The following is a 15001-nucleotide window of genomic DNA, read 5'->3' as shown; positions in this document are numbered from 1 at the left end:
CCTGGCGCGTCTTCAAATAATTCCATCATGCGTCACGAACTTTCGTTAAAGGGCAGCTTTTAGAACTCATCCCAGTCTTCCGCCGCGCCGACCTGGACCGGGCGCGCCACCGGCACGAATTTACCGACCGGCGCGTGTGCCGGCTTGCGGGCGGCCGGCGCTGCCTTGCGAACCTGTGCTGCGGCATAGGGCGTGCTTGCCTGACCGCCGATCTGGAATTGCCCGACCAGCTGTCCCAAGGCTTCGGCCTCGCTTGCCAGGCTGTGGCTCGCGGCGGTGGACTGCTCCACCATCGCGGCGTTTTGCTGCGTCACCTGGTCCATCTGGTTGACCGCCGAATTCACCTCGGCCAAGCCGGTCGCCTGTTCCTGCGCGGAGCCCGCGATATCGCGCACCAGCCCGTTCAACTGCTCGACCTGCTCGACGATCCGCCCCAGAGCGATGCCGGTTTCGCCGACCAGCTTCACGCCGGTGGCGACCTGCGTGCCGGAGGCCGAAATCAGCGTCTTGATCTCCTTGGCGGCATCCGCCGAGCGCTGCGCCAGAGCGCGCACCTCGGTCGCTACCACCGCGAAGCCGCGCCCGGCATCGCCGGCGCGGGCGGCCTCGACCCCGGCATTGAGCGCCAGCAGATTGGTCTGGAAGGCGATCTCGTTGATCACGCCGATGATGTTGCCGATCTGCTTGGATGAGGTCTCGATCCGGTCCATCGCCCCCACCGTCTGGCGTACCACATCGCCGGAATGCTCCGCATCCGTTTTTGAGGTTGACACCAGATTCCGCGCCTCGTTCGCCACTTCCGCGGTGCGCCGCACCGTGGCGGTGATCTGGTCCAGCGCCGCCGCCGTCTCTTCCAGGCTCGCCGCCTGCTGCTCGCTCCGCCGTGACAGATCGTCCGAGGCCTGGGTGATCTCGCCGGCGCCCATCTGCACGCCTTGCGCGTTGGTGGCAATCGCCTGCATCGTCTCCTGCAGCTTGGCCATCGCCGCGTTGAAATCGCCGCGCAATTTTTCATACTCGCTGGAGAACGTCTCGGTCAGACGGAACAGCAGGTCGCCGCCGGAGAGTTTTTCCAGCCCGGCCGCCACCGAGTCCACCACGAATTGCCGCTGCGCGGCGGCGGCGGCCTGCTCCGCTTCGATCCTGCGGCGCTGGTCCTCATTTTCCTGGCGCGCACTCATAGCCTGTTCGGCGGCGTCCTCCTGCGCCCGGACGACGTCGCGCAATGCATCGATGCTGTTCCGCAGGCCGGCCGGTGCTGCGAGGACGGCGCCTGCCTCCGTTTCCTTAACGCCGGCAAAGATGATGCCAATGACTTTGTCCTGCTCTAAAATAGGCTCGTAGAGTGCGATATATCGTTCCCCTTGAATCGTCGTCTTGCCGCGGAAGGAAAGGCCCTGGCCCAGAACCCTGTCATAGGCAGGTCCCGGGGTAAGCTGGGAGCCGAGTGCGCGGTTACCATCGGGGCGCCTGACGTTCGTGGCGATGCGCAGATCGCCGAGAAAAATGGTGGCGACGCCGCCCAGCTCGGCTTGGACGCGATCAACGATGGCGGTGTTGCCATTGATCAGGTGGTTCCCAAAGTACAAATTTGTTCCCTGGCGTCGTGGCCGCCCGAAGCCAAACAGGGCGCCGCGCAGCATGGCGAGGTTTTGCTCCAGTCCGTTTTGCGTCGCCATGTCGGCCTGATTTCGGCGGGCGGCATGGACGATGCCGTCAAGCTCGCGGCACAGGCGGCGCCAGCGGTTCACCTGTGTCCGCAACGCCCAGGTGACGAGGGCCGCAGCCACAACGCCCGCCATTATGATCAATAGCCACATGTGAAGTTTCCACCTCGCTATTAGGAAGCAGATTATTCGAATTTATGAAAGCAGCACAAGCGTCACAAATATGCGGCGCAACTTGGAATTGCGTGTCGCATAGGTTTGAAACCGCGTTGAGGCCTGGGCCCGCTTGACGCCAACACCGGTCATATGGGATTGTAAACGAAAGCCACGCTGCATCTCAAAGCCGCTTGGTTGGCTTGGTATTGCCAGGGGCTGAAGCATGATGTGCGGCGACGCCGGTCGGCACTGCCGTATGATTGACGCACTGAGTGCCACCCCCGCCCCACACCTCCCGTGAGACAAATTTGACAGGTCGAATAACGGATGGTTTCCGCGTCGTCGTAACAAACGGCCTGACGAGGCGCACAAAAAAACGATATGTAACAAATGAGCCGGGGAAATGATTCCGAGGTGACAGTCCGGTCCTATTTATGATAGTGGCGCGGAAAGCTTAAAGAACTTGAGGACTGTGATGCCTGAAAACCTCTGTAGAGAAAACGTAACGAATTGAAAATCAAGGGAAATTTGTAACTGGTGCAGCGCGGCCATCGTGCGTCATAAATGTTTGTGTCGAGTTAAACTGACTGTATTTCTTGGTGCCGCCGTCGGTGCGCGCGAACCCTGCCGGAGCGCGTCTCTGTGACTTGGCTGGTTCGTATCGCGCTTGCGCGCCCCTATACATTTATTGTCCTGGCGATTGTTATCCTCATCCTGGGGCCGTTGGCAGCACTCACCACACCCACCGACATCTTTCCCAGCATACGGGTGCCGGTGATCGGCGTCGCCTGGACCTACACCAATCTGTCGCCGGATCAGATGGCGGCGAGAATCATCACGCCGTATGAGCGCTCGATTTCCACCACGGTGAACGATGTTCAGCACATAGAAAGCACATCCGTGCTTGGCATGGGCATCGTAAAGATCTATTTTCAACCGAACGTCGATATTCGCACCGCAACCGCCCAGGTAACGTCGATCTCGCAGACGATCCTGCGCCAAGTGCCGCCGGGAACTACCCCGCCGCTGATCCTGAACTACGACGCCTCGACCGTGCCCGTGCTCCAGGTGGTGACGTCAAGCAAGACGCTCAACCAGCAGCAGCTCTTCGACCTGACGCAAAATTTCATGCGCCCGGTGTTCAGCACGGTCGCGGGGACCGCCATTCCCTTTGCCTACGGCGGCCAAATACCCCAGGTGCAGGTCGATCTTAACCCGCAGGCGCTGCAGGCGCGGGGGTTGTCGGCCCAGGATGTGCAGACTGCCATCACCGATCAAAACCAGATTTTGCCGGCAGGTAGCGTCAAGATTGGCTCATTTCAGTATACCGTTAACCTGAATGACGCTGCCTCGACCATCCAGGCGCTCAACAACCTGCCGATCAAGACGATCGATGGCGCAACCATCTATGTGCGGGATGTGGCTAATGTGCGGTATGGCGCGCCGCCGCAGACGAATATCGTGCATGTCAACGGTCAAGCAGCCGTCCTGACGTCGATCCTGAAGACGGGATCGGGATCCACCCTCGCCGTCGTGCAGGGCGTCAAGGACCTGATGCCATCCGTTCGGGCGATGATGCCGGCCGGCTTCAACATAGGCACCATCAATGATCAGTCGATTTTCGTCAAAGCAGCTGTGTCGGGTGTCATTCGTGAAGGTGTTATCGCCGCGGCCCTGACCAGCCTGATGATCCTGGTGTTTCTGGGCAGCTGGCGCTCGACGCTGATCATCGCCACCTCAATTCCACTATCGGTTCTCTGTTCCGTGGCAGCACTTTCCGCGATCGGGCAGACATTGAATATCATGACGCTGGGCGGTCTTGCCTTGGCGGTGGGTATTCTGGTGGACGATGGCACGGTCACCATCGAAAATATCAACTGGCATCTCGAGCACGGCAAGGACGTCAAGACCGCGATCCTGGATGGCGCCCAGCAGATCGTGACGCCCGCTTTCGTATCGTTGCTTTGCATCTGCATTGTGTTTGTGCCGATGTTCATGCTGAAGGGCGTGGCGGGGTTTTTGTTTGCGCCGATGGCGGAGGCCGTGGTTTTCGCCATGATCGCCTCGTTCTGCTTGTCGCGCACCCTGGTCCCGACCTTGGCGATGTATCTACTCAAGCCGCATGACAAGGCGCATGAAGGGAGCGACGTAAAAACCCAGGGGTCTTGGACTATTTTTGCGCGGTTCAGGAATGGGTTTGACCGGAGGTTCGAACGATTCCGGGAGAATTATCGTAACCTGCTGGCGATGGCGCTGGCACATCGAAAAATATTTATTCCCGGCTTCCTGTTGGTCGCCTTCGGTTCACTGGGACTGGCGCCGTTTTTGGGGGAAAACTTCTTCCCCTCCGTTGATTCCGGGCAAATCGCCATTCATGTCCGCCCCCCGATCGGCATGCGCATCGAAGATGCGTCGACTCTGTTTGGTCAGGTTGAACAGAAGATTCGCCAGGTCATTCCCCCGTCGGAGCTTGATTCGATCGTCGATAACATCGGTTTGCCGAACAGCTCGATCAACATGATCTATAACAATTCTGGCCAGATTGGTTACCAGGACGGCGATATTTTTGTCAGCCTCAAGCAGAATCATCATCCGACGGCCGGCTATGTCAGGCAATTGCGGCAGCGTTTGCCGGTCGCTTTTCCAGGCACGACCTTTTCCTTCTTACCGGCTGATATTGTCAGCCAGATCCTGAATTTTGGCTCGCCCGCGCCGCTGGATGTGCAAATTATCGGCCAGAAGATGGCGGCAAATCAGGCTTATGCGGTCGCGCTGTTGCGGCAGATGCGCCAGGTGCCTGGCATTGCGGATGTGCGTATCCAGCAGTCATCTGATAATCCGCAGCTGAATGTTGATGTTAACAGGTCGCGGATTGATGAATTCGGTCTGACCGAGCTCGACGTGACGAGCAGCGTCGCCACAGCCCTTGCCGGGACGTCGCAGACGGCGCCGGCCTATTGGCTGAACCAGGCGAACGGTGTGGAATACCCGATCGCCGTGCAGACACCCGAATATCGGGTCGATAGTCTATCTGACCTCGAGAATGTACCGATCACCGGCGCGAGGCAGACCGGGGTTCCTCAGGTGCTTGGCGGCGTGGCGCAGGTCAGTCGCACGCAATCCGATGCCGTGGTGAGCCATTATAATGTGCAGCCGGTGATCGACATTTTTGCCACGACCCAGGGCCGAGATCTCGGTGGCGTGGCAGCGGACGTGCAGGCCTTGGTGAACAAGGCCGCAAAAGACGTGCCCAGGGGATCTCAGGTCATCATTCGCGGGCAGGTGGCCACGATGCACACCGCCTTTACCGGGCTTCTGTTGGGACTGCTCGGCGCGATCGTGATGATCTATCTTCTGATTGTCGTGAATTTTCAGTCCTGGCTCGATCCGTTCGTGATCATCACGGCATTACCGGCGGCGTTGGCAGGCATCGTCTGGATGCTCTTTGTCACGCACACCACGCTGTCCGTGCCGGCTCTGACCGGTGCGATCATGTGTATGGGCGTGGCCACAGCAAATTCGATCCTGGTGGTGAGTTTCGCCCGGGAGCGTCTGGCGGCGGGAAGCAGCGCAGCGGTTGCGGCCGTCGAGGCCGGTGTTACGCGTTTTCGTCCGGTCCTCATGACCGCGCTGGCGATGATTATTGGCATGTCGCCAATGGCGTTGGGGTTGGGGGAGGGGGGCGAACAGAACGCGCCGCTCGGGCGCGCCGTGATTGGTGGCCTGATTTTTGCCACTTGTGCGACCTTGTTGTTTGTGCCCGTCGTATTCAGCATCGTGCACGGCCGATCGGGCGATCGCCATGTCAAGACATCTAAGGAAGAGACCACCGGAGGTTCTCATGCCTGAGCCAGACGCTCTGCGCTATACGCCGCCGAAACGGCTTAAGCTTTTCGGCGTTTTGGTTTTACTGTTAGCGATCTGCGTCATCGCTTTCGGTTTGTGGGACCGGTCGCGCGCGAGTCAACGCCTCGTCGCCGTGGCGACGGCGGAAGCCGTGCCGACCGTGAATATTGTCCAGCCGGCGCTGAGCGGCCAACGTGTCCTGGTGCTTCCCGGCGATATACGCGCCTTTTACGAGGCGCCAATCTATGCCCAGGTCAGCGGTTATCTGCAGAACTGGGACGCCGATATCGGCACGAGGGTCAAAGCAGGACAACTTCTTGCAGACATCAGCACGCCGGATCTCGACCAGCAATTGCTTCAGGCGCAGGCTGATTTGCAAGTGGCGGTGGCCAACGAGCGCCTCGCGGCTGTGACCGCGAAGCGATGGAATGCTCTGCTGGCCCAGGACGCGGTCTCGCAGCAAGATGCGGATAATCGTAACAGCGATTGGCAGGCCAGGATCGCTGAGGTTGCGGCGGCAAAGGCCAATGTGCAACGCCTGCAGGCGATGGAAGTCTTTAAGAAGATCGTCGCCCCTTTCGATGGTGTTGTGACGAGCCGCTCGACCGATATTGGCGCTCTGATTTCCGTTGGGACTCCGAATCAGACGCCTTTGTTTACGGTCGATGATGAGGAGCGGTTACGCATCTATGTGAATGTGCCGCAGTCCTACACGGCCGATGTGAAATCTGGCATGCAGGCGAGTTTTACGGTTCCTCAATATCCTCAGAAAATCTTTCACGCGGTCTTGACGTCGACGGCAGATGCCATTGCGACGAACAGCGGTACGCTGCTGGTTCAATTTCAGATGACTAACACGGGTGGATTTCTGCGGCCGGGTGACTACGCCCAGGTTCACATCGCCCTCTCACAAAACGATCGCGCGATTACGGTGCCGGCCAGTGCGTTGCTGTTCCGTGATGCCGGCATGGAGGTCGCGGTCTTGGGGCCGGGCAATCACGTCATGATACGCCCTGTCTCTCTCGGGCGGAATTTTGGCGCCACCGTCGAGATTGAGAACGGCATCGACCCAGACGACTGGGTCATTGATAATCCCCCGGATACGCTTGAGGCGGGGGATGTCGTGCAGGCTGTGAAATTGAAGTCTTCCAATGCGTCGAGTGGCAATGCTGGCAGCTAAAATCAGATGGGGATCGACGCCACTTTTGGCGCTGCTCGCGGGTTGCTCACTGGCCCCGAACTATGTGCCGCCGTCGCTGACGACGCCTGTCGCCTACACGAATATGGGGCCATGGACGCCAGCCAGTCCGGCCGATGTTCAGTCACGAGGAGATTGGTGGCTCATTTATAATGATCCTGCCTTGGATCAGCTTGAGACAGAAGTTGATGCCAGGAATCCAACGCTCGCGATCGCATTGTCGCGCTATGACCAGGCGCAGCAATTCGTGACCCAGGCGGCGGCGGCGGAGTATCCGGAAATTGGTGTTGCCGGCGGTGCTAGTCAGATCCGTCAGTCTGCCCACAGGCCGCTTCGCGTCGGTGGGCCTGATGTCTATGAAGATGATTTCTTGGCGGGATCCTTCTCGTACGAACTCGACCTTTGGGGGAGTGTTAGAAACTCTGTGCGTGCCGGCAAAGATGAAGCGCAGGCGACCAAAGATGACACCGCTTCGATCCAGCTCAGCCTCGAGGCGACGCTCGCCGCGGCCTATTTCAATCTTCGCGGACTGGATGCTCAGGAGGATCTGCTGACAAAGACGGTCGCGGCATATGCCCGGGCTTTGCAGCTGACACAGGTGCAGCACAGCGGCGGTATCGTATCCGGCCTGGATGTGGGCCAGGCACAAACCCAGTATGACACGGCGAAGGCGCAATTAACGGACGTGATCGCTGCGCGGGCCCTTTTTCAGAATGAGATCGCCAGTCTTGTCGGCGTGCCGGCCCCGTTATTTTCGATGCCGGTCAATCCGGCATTGCCTGGCCCTCCGGTGATCCCGGTGACGGCGCCCTCGGTGTTGCTTGAGAGGCGTCCCGATATCGCCGCCGCGGAGCGGCGCGCCGCTGAAGCAAATGCCCAGATCGGTGTCGCCAAGGCGGCGTTTTTCCCGACCGTGAGCATTGATGCCGCTGGCGGCTTTGAGGATGATGGCGGCGGGGTTAATCTGTTTAACCTCTCGAACAGCTTCTGGGCGTTGGGCCCCTCGCTGGCGCTGACCGTCTTTGACGGTGGACGCCGCAGGGCGGCGGTAAAGATCGCGATCGATAATTTCGACCAGGCGAGCGAGACCTACCGTGCGACCGTCCTGACGGCGTTTGAGCAAGTGGAGGACCAGCTGGCGCTTTGCAACGATCTTGCCGTGGAAGCGTCGCAACAGAACGCGGCCGTCACCGCGGCGGATCATACGGAGACTCTCTCGCTCGCTTTATATACTCAAGGGGCGGTCACTTATCTTAACGTGGTAACAGCGCAAACGGCGGATCTTGGCGCGCAGCGTACCGCATTGATGATCACCACAAGGCGCCTTGTCAGCAGCGTCGATCTCGTCAGGGCCTTGGGGGGCGGCTGGCAAACGTAGGAGCTCGAGATGAAGGAAGACTTCTTTTTGTGAACAAAAAGAAGCAAAAAAACTTTTGTTAATCTGAGCTATGGGCGTTGTCAGGGACAACGCCCATAGCTCAGATTAACAAAAGTTTTTGCGCCGCTTTTTTCAAAAAGCGGCCGCTTCCTCCTTTTTAAGAGCGCCTGGCCTCGGGCGGGCGATCGTGCATTTATTCTGTGCCAGCAAAGGACTATACTGTGTTGCGTCAACCCAATGAGGATCGACCCATGACTTCTTCCAAGCTAACCATCGTGCTCTCCAGTATCGGCGTCATGTTTTCCGCCGGCTTGGCGCTTGCGGCGACGCCGCCGGCCAACATCAAGACGGCGCAGACCAAAATTGGCACCGTCTATGCCACCACCGGTGGCATGACGATCTACGAGTTCAAGAGGGACAATCCGCAAACGCAGGTTTCCATCTGCACTGCCGGCTGTGCGACATTATGGCCGCCGGTGGCCGCCCCGACCGGTTTTGTGCCCAGCGTCCCCTGGGGGACCACGACCCGGAAGGATGGTACGGAACAGCTCACCTATGAGGGTTACCCGCTTTACACCTGGAGCAAGGACGTCAAACCGGGTGACGTCACGGGCCAGGGCGTGAAAGGCAATTGGAGAGCCGCCCGCCCAGGCGCCACACCGCTCGCCTGGACGCCCGCGCAGTAAGCCAAGCGAAAAGGAAGGCTTTTTTTTGTGAACAAAAAGAAGCAAAAAAACTTTACTATGCTGGGCCGTAGGCGTTGTCGCTGACAACGCCTACGGCCCAGCATAGTAAAAATTTTTGCGCCGCTTTTCTTAAAAGCGGCTACTTTCTTTTCTCCGAGAGTCGGCCTTAATGTGTCGCGCTGGTCTGCGAATCGCGCGATGCGAGTTGCGACACGCGCGTCAGTAAATTCTGCGGGCCACGCAAGGCAAGATCTGAGAGCGCCAGGATGCCGATCATGCGCTTCTTCTCCCGGCTCAGAACGGGGATATGATGGATCTGTTTGGCCTCCAGCTGGTCGATGGCGGTATCAACCGTGTCATCCTCGAAACAGTATGTGATGCCTTTGGTCATGACATCCGCCGCTTTGGTCGTCGCCGGATCGGCGCCGTCCGCGACGGCACGGCAGACGATATCGCGGTCGGTCAGCATGCCGACCAGGCGATCATTCTCGCCAACGGGCAGGCAGCCGATCTTGTGGTCACGCATCTTCCGTGCGGCCTCGGCGACAGACAGTGTCGGCGCGATCCATTCTGCGTGTGCAGTCATCACTTCCCGAACAAACATGGTTCTTTCCTCCGATGTGTGGCGCAACCATGGGGCAACCAACCGCCGGGGCAACGAAAGGCTCGTGATGTCAACCTGCGGTTACCCATGGGCATAAGGGCCGGTTTATTTGGATGCAGGGACTGAGGCGCTGGAAAGCTTTCTGTCCAAAAGCCTCAGGGCAAAATCAGTACCATGTTTGGTGAGCCGAGGCCAGCATGGGTTCGCGGGCTTTCAGAGAAAGGAAGCGGCCGCTTTTTGGAAAAAGCGGCGCAAAAACTTTCGCTCCTTTTAGCCTGGCCGTTACCCAATCAGCCGCGCTGCGTGCCAGCGGAGGTGGTCTTCGATGAAGGTCTGGATGAAATAGTAGGAATGGTCGTAGCCCTGGTGGCGGCGCAGGACGAGCTCCTGGCCGGAGGCTGAGGCCGCTTCCTCCAGGGCCTGCGGGTGGAGCTGCTCTTTCAGGAACTGGTCCTTGTCGCCTTGATCCACCAGGATGGCGTAGGGCAGGGGGCGGTGGCGCAGCAGCAGGCTCGAATCATAGTTTTCCCACGCGCTCCGGTCGGGTCCCAGATAATTCGAGAACGCCTTCTGGCCCCATGGCACGGAAACGGGATTGGCAATCGGCGCGAAGGCCGACGCGGATTTGTAGCGGTCCGGGTTCTTGAGGGCCGTCACCAGCGCGCCATGGCCGCCCATGGAATGGCCGAAGATGCCGCGCCGATCGGGGGCAGCGGGAAAATGCACCTCGATGAGGGCGGGCAGCTCCGCGGCGACGTAGCTGCCCATGCGATAATGCGCCGACCAGGGCGCGGCCGTGGCGTCGAGATAGAATCCGGCACCGCTGCCGAAATCCCAATGATCGTCCTCGCCCGGCAGGTTCAGTCCGCGCGGACTCGTATCGCAGGTCACCAGCATCAGGCCGAGTGCCGCAGCCATACGCTGGGCGCCCGCTTTGATGACAAAGGTCTCCTCGGTGCAGGTCAGCCCGGCCAGATAATAGAGCGCCGGCACCGGCGCCGTTTTGGCCTGGGGCGGCACGAAGACGGAAAAACGCATCTCCGTGCCGGTTTCGACCGAGGCGTGGCTGTAGAAGCCCTGGACGCCGCCGAAGCAAAGCTGCTCGGATCTGATTTCGATTGCCATCTGTAGAAACCCTCTCGATTTGATCACACCATCGCAGCAGCAGGGCGGGTGACGATCTCGCCCGAATATAGTGTCGCGACCGCTATTGCCAATCGCTTGGTCAGAGCGAAGGAAAGGCTACTTTTTGTGAACAAAAAGTAGCAAAAAAACTTTATTTATGCTGGGCCATGGGCGTTGTCGGCGACAACGCCCATGGCCCAGCATAAATAAAGTTTTTGCGCCGCTTTTTTTAAAAAGCGGCCGCTTTCCTCTCTTTTGCCAAGCGGCGGGGCGGAGACTGCTCGACGGGCTGCGGTCAGGTTGATAAGCCCCTCCGCGCAAGGGGGCTTTGAGTTCGAGATATGACGATTGCGATCGGGATGGGACACACGACGGCAGGCGCCGCGGCGACGCTTGACCTTGAGGAGCTGCTGGCCACCCGCCTGTTGGTTCAGGGCAATTCGGGCTCTGGCAAGTCCCATCTGCTGCGCCGGCTGCTGGAACAGAGCGCCCCCTGGGTGCAGCAGGCGATCATCGACCCCGAAGGCGACTTCGTGACGCTGGCCGGGCGCTTCGGCCACCTGGTGATCGATGCCGAGGCCCATACCGAGCAGGGCCTGCAGCTGGCGGGCGAGCGGGCGCGCATTCATCGCGTCTCCGCCGTGCTTAATCTCGAAGGGCTCGACGCCGAAAACCAGATGCGCCGCGCCGCCGCCTTCCTGGGGGGGCTTTTCGAGGTTGACCGCGATCATTGGTACCCGATGCTGGTGGTGGTGGATGAGGCGCAGCTTTTTGCGCCGGCGGCCGGCGGGGAGGTGTCGGACGAGGCGCGCAAGCTATCCCTGGGCGCCATGACGAACCTGATGTGCCGTGGCCGCAAGCGCGGGCTAGCGGGGGTGATCGCGACCCAGCGCCTGGCCAAGCTCGCCAAGAATGTCGCGGCCGAGGCCTCCAACTTCCTCATGGGCCGCACCTTCCTGGATATCGACATGGCGCGCGCCGCCGACCTTCTGGGCATGGAGCGGCGGCAGGCGGAAGCATTCCGGGACCTGGAGCGCGGGCATTTCATGGCGCTGGGCCCCGCCCTTTCGCGCCGCCCCCTGGGCTTACGCATCGGCGCGACGGAGACGGAGCCGCCCACGACGACGCCACGGCTCATGCCGCTGCCGGAGGCGATGCTGGAGGATGCGCACGCCGTGATCCTGGCTGCCCCGCCACCTGAGGCCGCCCGGCCCCTGCGCCGCCCGCCGCCCCCTCCGCCCGATCTGCTGAACCAGCTGATGGCCGCCGCACCCGCCGCCGTGGAAAGCCGCGCCGAAGCAACGGAGGCGCCGCCGAGTCCCGAGAAACTGGCGGAACGGCGCGCGCGGCTGGACCGCATTTTAAGCGCGATCCTGGCCGACCCCGAGGCCGGGTTCCGCGCCATCGGCGTGCTCTATCAGGATTTCCTGGTCCGCTGCCGGATCGAGGGGTTGGGCGCCGGGGCGCCGGACCTCGGTGCCTTCCGGCGCATGCTGACCCGCGCGCGCGCCGGCGTCAGCGCCGAGATGGAGGATGATGTGTGGCAGGATGTCGCTTCCCGCGCCGCGATCCTGCCCGAGGATATGCAGGGCATCTTCATGATGCTCGCCGGCGCCGCGCGGGAGGGGCTGCCCTGCCCGGGCGATGCGGCGATCGCCCGCGCTTATGGCACCCGGTCCTTGGGCCGCGCGCGGCGCGTGCTGACTTATATCGAGGAGCAGGGGCTGATCGTGTGCCAGCTGGACGGCGGCGGACGGCGGATTGTGACGCTGGTGGAACTGGCCTGGGCGACGGCGCCGGGCGATCCTAACGCCGAGGAAGGATAGAAAGGCTACTTTTTGTGAACAAAAAGTAGCAAAAAAACTTTGTTAATCTGGGCCATGGGCGTTGTCGGGGACAACGCCCATGGCCCAGCGGAGTCAAAAGTTTTTGCGCCGCTTTTTTCAAAAAGCGGCCACTTTCCTCTAACCTTCCGTGACGAAGCTGAACGCAGCCCCGGCGCGCCGCACGCGGCCGAACCCGGTGATGTGGCTGCCGGCGACCAGCCAGCCCTCTTGGGCCACCTGTTCCAGCAAAGCGCGTCGCGTGCGCAGTGCCGTCGTCGGGTCCGTGTCAAAGATCAGCCCAATGTCGGGGTCGGCCGTCTGCTCGTCCTGAAGGTGCAGCGTATCGGCCCAGATCAGCAGGCTGTCCTCGGCGCCCCGCAAGAGATAGCCGGTATGGCCGGGCGTGTGCCCGGGCAGCGGCAGCGCCTCGATGCCGGGCATTCCCGGCACCTGACCGTTCGGAAAGGGACGCAGCCGACCCGCATAGGCGCGGACCAGATTGGCGGCGATATCGAACGGGCCGCGTTTGCCCTCCGGCTGTGCCGAGCGGGCCGCCGGGTCCGTGAAGAAGGCGAGATCCACCTCCGGGACGAGGATCTCGGCGCGCGGCAGCCAGGGGGCGGTGCCGTCGAACAGGCCGAGGGCATGATCGCCGTGGATGTGCGTGAGCAGCACGCGGTCGATCTGCTCGGGCCGGATGCCTGCTTCCTGCAGCGCCGCGCGGGCCTTGCCGAGTGCCGGGCCGAACGCGTCGGCGGCACCCGCGTCGATGAGGGTAATCCCGTCCGGGCCGCGTAGGACAAAGCAGTTGACGTCGACCCTGATTCCCTTCCCGCCGCGTTTTTCGATCAGGCGGCGGCGCGCTTCATCTCCAGCGGCATGGATCAGGACGTCAGCCGGCGCCTCGAAGACGCCGTCGAGCAGAGGGACGATGTCGTACTGGCCGAAACGGTGTCCGGTGTGCATCATGGGATAGGTCTCCTGCGTTGGTCGTGGCATCTTATACGGACGTGACCTGGCCAGGAAAGGCGTCCCGCTGAGACCGTTCTGAGAAGCAAAAGGAAGGCTACTTTTTGTGAACAAAAAGTAGCAAAAAAACTTTGCTAACCTGGGTCATGGGCGTTGTCGGTGGCGACGCCCATGACCCAGCATCACAAAAAATTTTTGCGCCGCTTTTTTCAAAAAGCGGCTGCTTTTTCTAATGGATCGCATCCAGGACCGGCGCGGCATTTTTGGCGCGCAGATCCTGGGCGCACAGATGATGACGCTCGAGCATGCGGTACAGCGTGACGCGCGAGACGCCAAATGCCGCCGCCACACGGGAGATGATGTGGTGATGGCGCTCGAGGGCTGCCAGCAGCGCTTGGCGCTCCTCCGCGGAGCCGGGCGCAAGCCGGGGGCTTTGCGGCGCGCGTGACATCGCGGGGCGCGGGGTCAGCGCGAGCTCTGCGGCCGAGATCCAGGGGCCGTTGCCGACCACGACGGCACGCCGCACCGAGGCAATCAGCTCACGCACATTCCCGGGCCAGGGATGCAGGGCCATCGCGGCGAGCGCGTCCGGGTCGAAGCCTTTCACCTCGCGGCCGAATTCCGCGGCGATTCGGTGCAGAAAGAACATCGCGAGCACCTGGATGTCGTCGTCCCGCTCGCGCAGAGCCGGCATATGAAGCGTGAGGACGTTGAGCCGATAGAAAAGATCTTCGCGAAAGCGTTGCGCGGCCAGGGCCTGGGCGAGGTCGACATGGGTCGCGGAGACGATGCGGACATCGACCGGGATCGGAGTATGCCCGCCGATGCGAACGATGGTCGATTCCTGCAGGAAACGTAACAGATAGGCCTGAACATTGATGTTGAAGTCGCCGATTTCGTCGAGAAACAGCGTGCCGCCGTTGGCTGCTTCGATGAGGCCATGCTTGCGCGCGGTCGCGCCGGTGAAGGCGCCCTTTTCGTAACCGAAGAGCTCAGAGGCGATCAGATCTGCCGGCAGAGCCGCGCAATTGACGGGAATGAACGGCCCCTGGCGCCGGATCGAATGATCGTGGATCGCCTGCGCCGCCAGTTCCTTGCCCGTGCCGCTTTCGCCGGTGATCAGGACGGGCGCCCCGGTACGCGCCACGCGGCGGATCATCGCGAAAACCCGACACATCGCCGGGCTGTTCCCCACCATATATTGGCGCGCGCCCGTCAGTGCGCCGGGGGCAAGCGGGGCGTCCACGTCTGATCGGTTGTCCTCGGCGCGGGCCTTGAGACCGATGCCTTCCGTCTCCCAGCGACTCATTGAAATAATCTCCGCCCCCACAAAGCCGACAAAATTCTTGATTCAGTTGATTGAAGAAAAATCAAACCTGCAACGCAGGAACTGTTAACTAACAAAACGAATGACGCGACTGTAGCGCGCTCCATTTGTTGTTTACGGTCGTAACGTAATTATGTCGCGCGGCGCAAGTTGCTATTTCATCACGGCTGAGAGCTGTTCAGCTCTTTTAAGGGCGGGAAAGTTTTTCTGTGCCATAGG

At 61.0% G+C, this 15001-nt stretch carries 10 protein-coding genes; 5 read left to right on the top strand and 5 right to left on the bottom strand.

The genetic code is table 11. From position 1 onward, the window contains the following. Positions 1-59: 59 nt before the first annotated feature. Positions 60-1790: a methyl-accepting chemotaxis protein gene (locus tag VGG47_RS00445; protein ID WP_408841215.1), complete on the bottom strand. Its 1731-nt coding sequence runs from the start codon at positions 1788-1790 to the stop codon at positions 60-62. A gap of 675 nt (positions 1791-2465) precedes the next feature. On the opposite strand from VGG47_RS00445, the gene VGG47_RS00440 reads away from it, so the two are divergent. The 4 genes from VGG47_RS00440 to VGG47_RS00425 all read left to right on the top strand — a co-directional run bounded on the left by VGG47_RS00440 (position 2466) and on the right by VGG47_RS00425 (position 8931). Further along, positions 2466-5672, top strand: a complete 3207-nt coding sequence (locus VGG47_RS00440) for an efflux RND transporter permease subunit (protein ID WP_331534880.1) — start codon at positions 2466-2468, stop codon at positions 5670-5672. Further along, on the top strand, positions 5665-6849 hold the full coding sequence (locus tag VGG47_RS00435) for an efflux RND transporter periplasmic adaptor subunit (protein WP_331534879.1): 1185 nt from the start codon (positions 5665-5667) through the stop codon (positions 6847-6849). The genes VGG47_RS00440 and VGG47_RS00435 overlap by 8 nt, the downstream gene beginning before the upstream one ends. Beyond that, positions 6836-8245 carry an efflux transporter outer membrane subunit gene (locus VGG47_RS00430; RefSeq protein ID WP_331534878.1) on the top strand — a complete coding sequence of 470 codons (1410 nt, stop codon included), beginning with the start codon at positions 6836-6838 and terminating at the stop codon, positions 8243-8245. The genes VGG47_RS00435 and VGG47_RS00430 overlap by 14 nt, the downstream gene beginning before the upstream one ends. 251 nt (positions 8246-8496) lie before the next feature. Next, positions 8497-8931 (top strand): hypothetical protein, encoded by a 435-nt coding sequence (locus VGG47_RS00425; protein ID WP_331534877.1) that lies wholly within the window; start codon positions 8497-8499, stop codon positions 8929-8931. 166 nt (positions 8932-9097) lie between these two features. Here the strand turns inward: VGG47_RS00425 and VGG47_RS00420 are convergent, their stop codons facing one another. Continuing rightward, on the bottom strand, positions 9098-9517 hold the full coding sequence (locus VGG47_RS00420; protein ID WP_331534876.1) for a CBS domain-containing protein: 420 nt from the start codon (positions 9515-9517) through the stop codon (positions 9098-9100). 300 nt (positions 9518-9817) lie between these two features. Then, positions 9818-10660: an S-formylglutathione hydrolase gene (gene fghA, locus VGG47_RS00415; protein ID WP_331534875.1), complete on the bottom strand. Its 843-nt coding sequence runs from the start codon at positions 10658-10660 to the stop codon at positions 9818-9820. Positions 10661-11001: 341 nt separating this feature from the next. Here fghA and VGG47_RS00410 point away from each other — a divergent pair, with 341 nt between their 5' ends. Continuing rightward, positions 11002-12486, top strand: coding sequence for an ATP-binding protein (locus tag VGG47_RS00410; protein WP_331534874.1), 1485 nt, complete (start codon positions 11002-11004; stop codon positions 12484-12486). Between the two features lie 138 nt (positions 12487-12624). Here the strand turns inward: VGG47_RS00410 and aidB are convergent, their stop codons facing one another. After that, entirely contained in the window at positions 12625-13455 is an 831-nt protein-coding gene (gene aidB / locus VGG47_RS00405; RefSeq protein WP_331534873.1) for an AidB family quorum-quenching N-acyl homoserine lactonase, read from the bottom strand. Between the two features lie 229 nt (positions 13456-13684). Next, positions 13685-14764 carry a sigma-54 interaction domain-containing protein gene (locus VGG47_RS00400; protein ID WP_331534872.1) on the bottom strand — a complete coding sequence of 360 codons (1080 nt, stop codon included), beginning with the start codon at positions 14762-14764 and terminating at the stop codon, positions 13685-13687. Positions 14765-15001: the final 237 nt, after the last annotated feature.

The organism is Acidocella sp., assembly GCF_036489515.1.
GTDB lineage: Bacteria > Pseudomonadota > Alphaproteobacteria > Acetobacterales > Acetobacteraceae > Acidocella.
This window is presented reverse-complemented; position numbering and strand designations above follow the sequence as displayed.

Bases quoted from the DNA above. Each gene is read 5' to 3' on its own strand.
- VGG47_RS00410 (WP_331534874.1), top strand. From the start codon at position 11,002: ATGACGATTGCGATCGGGATGGGACACACGACGGCAGGCGCCGCGGCG.
- VGG47_RS00430 (WP_331534878.1), top strand. From the start codon at position 6,836: ATGCTGGCAGCTAAAATCAGATGGGGATCGACGCCACTTTTGGCGCTG.
- VGG47_RS00425 (WP_331534877.1), top strand. From the start codon at position 8,497: ATGACTTCTTCCAAGCTAACCATCGTGCTCTCCAGTATCGGCGTCATG.
- VGG47_RS00435 (WP_331534879.1), top strand. From the start codon at position 5,665: ATGCCTGAGCCAGACGCTCTGCGCTATACGCCGCCGAAACGGCTTAAG.
- fghA (WP_331534875.1), bottom strand. From the start codon at position 10,660: ATGGCAATCGAAATCAGATCCGAGCAGCTTTGCTTCGGCGGCGTCCAG.
- VGG47_RS00400 (WP_331534872.1), bottom strand. From the start codon at position 14,764: ATGAGTCGCTGGGAGACGGAAGGCATCGGTCTCAAGGCCCGCGCCGAG.
- VGG47_RS00420 (WP_331534876.1), bottom strand. From the start codon at position 9,517: ATGACTGCACACGCAGAATGGATCGCGCCGACACTGTCTGTCGCCGAG.
- aidB (WP_331534873.1), bottom strand. From the start codon at position 13,455: ATGATGCACACCGGACACCGTTTCGGCCAGTACGACATCGTCCCTCTG.